4 protein-coding genes are annotated in these 5,551 nt (G+C 64.9%); all 4 read left to right on the forward strand.

What is annotated here, in order from left to right; genetic code table 11:
• Window positions 1-620, forward strand: a 620-nt coding sequence (locus VNH11_11155; GenBank protein ID HVA46914.1) for a DUF1553 domain-containing protein, incomplete at its 5' end; no start/stop codon positions are given.
• A gap of 8 nt (window positions 621-628) precedes the next feature.
• Complete coding sequence (locus VNH11_11160; protein HVA46915.1) at window positions 629-2,074, forward strand: DUF1501 domain-containing protein; 1,446 nt, start codon at window positions 629-631, stop codon at window positions 2,072-2,074.
• Window positions 2,075-2,307: 233 nt separating this feature from the next.
• On the forward strand, window positions 2,308-3,690 hold the full coding sequence (locus VNH11_11165) for a DUF1501 domain-containing protein (protein HVA46916.1): 1,383 nt from the start codon (window positions 2,308-2,310) through the stop codon (window positions 3,688-3,690).
• A gap of 235 nt (window positions 3,691-3,925) precedes the next feature.
• Window positions 3,926-5,527 (forward strand): transposase, encoded by a 1,602-nt coding sequence (locus VNH11_11170; protein HVA46917.1) that lies wholly within the window; start codon window positions 3,926-3,928, stop codon window positions 5,525-5,527.
• Window positions 5,528-5,551: the final 24 nt, after the last annotated feature.

The raw sequence follows: 5,551 nt of genomic DNA on the forward strand, positions 1-5,551 counted from the left end.
CCGAGGTGGTGCGCGACATCGCACTATGCGTGTCGGGGCTGCTCACGCAGAAGCTGGGCGGTCCGAGCGTCATTCCGCCCGTGCCGCAGAACGTGCTCGACTACAACTTCACGTATCCGGCCTATTGGAAGCCGGCGGAAGGCCCGCAGCGCTACCGCCGCGCGTTGTATGGCTATCGCAAGCGTTCGATGCCCGACCCGGTGATGTCGAACTTCGACGCCCCCAACGCCGACTTCGCCTGTGCCCGCCGCGTGCGGTCGAACACGCCGTTGGCGGCGCTGACGGCCTTGAACGAGCCGGTGTTTGTGGAAGCCGCGCGTGCCTTGGCGCTGCGCGTGTTGCGCGAGGGCGGCAGCGACGACGGTCAACGGGCCGACTATGCGTTCTTCTTGTGTACGTCGCGGCGACCGGTAGATAAGGAGCGGGACGCGGTGTTGAACTTGCTGCGGTCGCAACGGCAGCGTCTGGCCGACGGCTGGCTCAACGTGCGCGACATCGCCACTGGCGATCCGGCCCGCTTGCCGCCACTTCCGGCCGGCGCGACTCCGCAAGACGCGGCCGCCTGGACGCTGGCCGCCCGTGTGCTCTTGAACCTGGACGAAACGATCTCAAAGAAATGATTGCTGAAATGAACGTTACCCAACAACTCCAACAGGTCCGGGCACACTACCTCACGCGCCGCTGGTTTCTGCGCGACTGCGGCCTGGGCCTGGCCGGCATCGCCGCCCATTCAATGCTGGCCTCCGAAGGCCGGGCGAGCGCGCCGGTCGCCGAAAACGAACAGAACAGGCCGCTGGCCCCGCGGCCGCCGCACTTTCCGGCCAAGGCGAAGCGGGTGATCTACATGTTCCAGGCCGGTGCCCCAAGCCATTTGGAGCTGTTCGACAACAAGCCCGAACTGGCCAAACATGACGGCCAGCTTCCGCCCGCCGAACTGTTGAAGGGCTACCGCGCGGCGTTCATCAATCCGAACTCGGCGTTGCTCGGTCCGAAGTTCAAGTTCGCCAAACAGGGCCAGTGCGGCATGGAGTTGAGCGAAGTGCTGCCGCAGACGGCCAAGATCGCTGACGAGCTGTGCCTGATCCGCACGATGCAGACCGAGGCCGTGAATCACGCTCCCGCGCAGATCATGATGAATTCCGGTTCTCAGCAGTTCGGCCGGCCGAGCTTCGGCTCGTGGACGCTCTACGGCCTGGGGAGCGAATCGGCCGACCTGCCCGGCTTCGTCGTGCTGACCAGCGCCAAAGGCACCAGCGGCGGCGCCAGCAATTATGGTTGCGGCTTTCTGCCGACCATTTATGGCGGCACGCCGTTTCGCAGCGCGGGCGATCCCGTGCTCTATCTCTCGAACCCGGCCGGCATCGACCGCGAGACTCAGCGGGCCTCGCTCGACACGCTGAACCAGTTGAACCGGCAATCGCTGGAGGCGGAATTCGATCCGGAGATCGCGGCGAGAATTCAGAGCTACGAGATGGCCTATCGCCTGCAGACGAGTGCGCCGGAGTTGATGGACCTTAGCCAGGAATCGAAGGAAACGCTCGACCGCTATGGCATCAAGTCGCCGACGGACGCCAGCTTTGCCCGAAACTGCCTTTTGGCCCGGCGGCTGGCGGAGCGTGGCGTGCGTTTCGTGCAACTCTTTCACGAAGCGTGGGACCAGCACGGCAACTTGACGAACGGCGTGAAGCAGAACGCGCTCGACACCGACCAGGCCAGCGCGGCGTTGGTGGCCGATCTCAAGGAGCGGGGCTTGCTGGCCGACACGCTGATTATCTGGGGCGGCGAGTTCGGTCGCACGCCGATGGTGCAAGGCGGCAACGACGGCCGCGACCACCACAACCGCTGTTTCAGCCTCTGGCTGGCCGGTGGCGGCATAAAGTCGGGTCACACGCACGGCGTGACCGACGAGTTGGGCTTCAACGTCGCGGCCGATCCCGTTCACGTCCACGATCTGCACGCCACGCTGTTGCACCTGTTGGGCTTCGACCACACGCGGCTCACGTTCCGCTTCCAGGGCCGTGATTATCGGCTGACCGACGTGCATGGACGCGTGGTGAAGGAGATTCTTGCCTGAGTGGTTTTCGCGATCGTAGGGTGAGACCAGCGAGCTTGCGAGCGCCGGCCCAGCATGAACGACTTCGTGATTCCATCGGTCCTCGTCGCAATCAGCATCAATCGAGCGGATGCGCAACCACGACCTCGCTTTGCGGCGTCTGGTCTGGTAAACGCTCGCCGCCCAACCCAAGAGGGCCGATACCCAATCCTTGCTACAATATAACGTCGCCCAACACACCGCAGGAGAACGACATGCCGAGGGATGCGATTTCCCGCAGAAACTGGCTTCGCGCCAGCGCCGGCGCGATGGGCCTGTCGTTGCCGCAATGGCTCGGCTTGCGGCAAACCCAGGCCGCCGGCGCCACGCCGGGCTTCGGCAAGGCCAAGTCATGCATCGTGCTCTATTGTTGGGGCGGAGTGAGCCACATCGACACCTGGGATCCGAAGCCCGATGCCCCGGCCGAGGTCCGCGGACAATTCGCGCCCATCTCCACCGCCACGCCGGGCATCCAACTTGGCGAGCACATGCCGCTCATCGCCAAGCTCACCGACCGGCTGGCCATCGTCCGCTCGATGCACCACACGTCGACGTTCCACGGCCGGGGCATGTACTGGAACATGACCGGCCATCCGACGCCCAATGCCGACCAATTCACCAACCTGTCTCCCTCGCCGACCGACTGGCCCAACCTGGGAGCGATGATCGCCCGGCTGCGCCCTGCGCCGGCCGAAATGCCGGCCTTCGTCCAGATTCCGTATTACCTTGTCGACAACAAGACGCGGCAGGCGGGCGACACGGCCGGCTTTCTGGGGCGGCAGTACGACGCCGTGTTCGTTCGGCCGGGCCGCGGCAAGCCCTACGGCGGCGTCTCGCCTGAGTTGGGCGAGATGAGCTTTCAGCCTGCCGAAGGCATCGATGCCGATCGTTTCAATCGCCGGCAAGAGCTGGCCGCGGCGCTCTTCTCGCAGCACAGACCCGAGGCCACCGCCGGTGTGCGGGCATACAGCGCGTTCCGCCAACTGGCCAGCGACATGCTGGGCAGCCCGAAAGTCCGCGGCGCCTTCGACCTGGAGAACGAGCCGTCGCCGGCCCGCGAGGCTTATGGCGACCATATCTGCGGGCAAAGTGCGCTGTTGGCCCGGCGGCTGGTGGAGCAGGGCGTGCCGGCCATCACGGTGGTTTGTGCCGCCGGCGATCTCAACGGTGCATCGGGAGACATGTGGGACACACACGGCGACAATTTCAACCGGCTGAAGCGAGACCTGCTGCCGCCGTTGGAACGGGCCAGTTACGCGCTGGTCAACGATCTGGCCGAGCGCGGGCTTTTGGACCAGACGCTGATCGTCTGGCTGACCGAATTCGGCCGCACGCCGAAGGTGGACGGCGGCGCCGGACGAAACCATTACCCGTTTTGCTATTCGGTGGCGTTGGCGGGCGGCGGCATTCGCGGCGGCCAGGTCTATGGCCGGTCCGACCGGATCGGCGCGGCGCCGTTGGACATGCCGTGCGGACCCGCCGACCTGCACGCCACGATCTTTCACGCCCTGGGCATTTCGCCCAACACTCGGCTGACCGACAACCTGGGCCGCAGCGTGCCGCTCACCGAAGGCACGGTCCTGCCGCTTTTCGGCTGACCCGGATGATGCACCGGGGGCGTAGCAGACATCGTGAGAAGTCTAGTCGCGTTTAGCCGAGCGGCACGACCTGCCAGCCGCCGCACCGGTGCCGCCAGCGGCCGCTACCTCGACCTACTTTGACGAAGCCCCCCTGGTATGTGGTTTCTTATGAAAAGAAATCAATAAAACCACTCCAACTGTTCGTTGTGGGAAAGGTAGGCAACCTTTTTCACCACAACAGGAGACAGTTGGAATGGCTACAAAACGCAAATCTCGCAAATCCGGCACCAAGCGTCCAGCCCTGCTAGGCAAACCCAACGGCATTATCCAACCTCGCGTCCAAGCCGTCGGACCCGAGCGGTTCGGCATCGTCGCCGTCGATTGCGCCAAGGCCCGATCGAAGTGGATGCTCTGCGATTTCTACGGCCGAGTGCTCGTCGAGCCGACCACCGTCGAGCACGAGCGCGCCGCGCTGCAATTGGCCACCGCACAGTTGCGCGAAGCGTGCCAGCAGCACGGCATCAAAGACCATCTCGTGGCCGTCGAGATGACCGGCACGTACCACCGACCCGTGCAACGCGCCTTCCGCCAGGCAGGCAGCGAGACGCGGCTGGTGCATCCCTTCGCTTCCAAGCACTACCGTCAACCGTCGCATGCCGACACCAAGACGGACGACAACGACCTCGAGGCCATCTTCCGCGCTACGGTGAACGGCTTCGGCTTATTGGAGCCGGTCTGGGGCGAGGTCTATCTGCGGCTGCAACTGCTGGCGCGGCACCGACGCGACCTGGTGCAAAAGCGGGCCAAGCTGCAGTCGCAAATCCGTCATCACCTGGAACGCTGCTTGCCGGGCTACGCCGCCTTGTTCCCCGACAACAATCTCTGGAAGCAAGACTTGCCGATGTGCATCGCCCGACGCGCCGGCTCGGCGGAGGCGATTCGCGCCGCAGGGATCCGCGGCATGCGCGACTGGTTGGAAGAAGCAAAGGTGCGATACCAATCGCCCAGCCTCGGTCGCGTGCTGGCCTGGGCCGGCAATGCGGCCGACGCCGATCCGCTGGCACCGCACCTGGCCCGCGTCTGGCAGACGCTGCACGACGACTGGCTCATCAAGACCACGCAGATTGTCCAAGTCGAACGCGACCTGGCCGAGATCCTCGTGAAAACGCCCTATATCCTGCTGCTTTCACATCCGGGCATCAACATCGTGAGTGCCGGGGAGCTGGCGGGCGAGACGGGACCGAACGAGCATTATGCCCACGCCAAGGCGATCACCGGCCGGGCAGGGTTGTTTCCCTCGCGCTATCAGAGCGACCAGGTGGACCACGCCGACGGTTCGCTGGCCCACTTGCGCAACGCGCGGTTGCGGGCAGCTTGGTTGCGTTTGGCCGATAACTTGATCAAGTCCAACCACTATTGCGGCGGCAAGGCGAAGCTCTGGACGCAACGCGGCGTGGACGCGCGCGACATCCGTTGCCGCGTGGCCAACCGCGCGACGCGGACGGTGTTTCAGATGGTCAGCGGCCGGCGACTCTACCAGCATCCCAGCCGCTTGGACCGGCAGTACGTGCTCGACAAGCTGCTCAAGTTTCACGAAGAGCATGACACGCCGCTGCAAGACATCCTGCGCGATCTGCACCATGCGGCCGAGCAGATCCCGAAACACGAACAGGCCGCCGAGGCGGCGCCGCTGGCGGCACGCTACGAAAAGTGCCGCCGCAGCCGGCGGAAGGGCCCACAGCAACTCGGCAGTATCTTGCTGGGCGTGCTGGCCCGTTGTGGAATCACTGGATTAGAATCGGAACTGGAGGCTCGAGGCCCTGACGCGGTCGAGTCCGACGCGAGCGCCCGATAACGCCGTTGTCCCCATGGCCAGTGC

The sequence above is a fragment of the Pirellulales bacterium genome (genome assembly GCA_035533075.1).
GTDB lineage: Bacteria > Planctomycetota > Planctomycetia > Pirellulales > JAICIG01 > DASSFG01.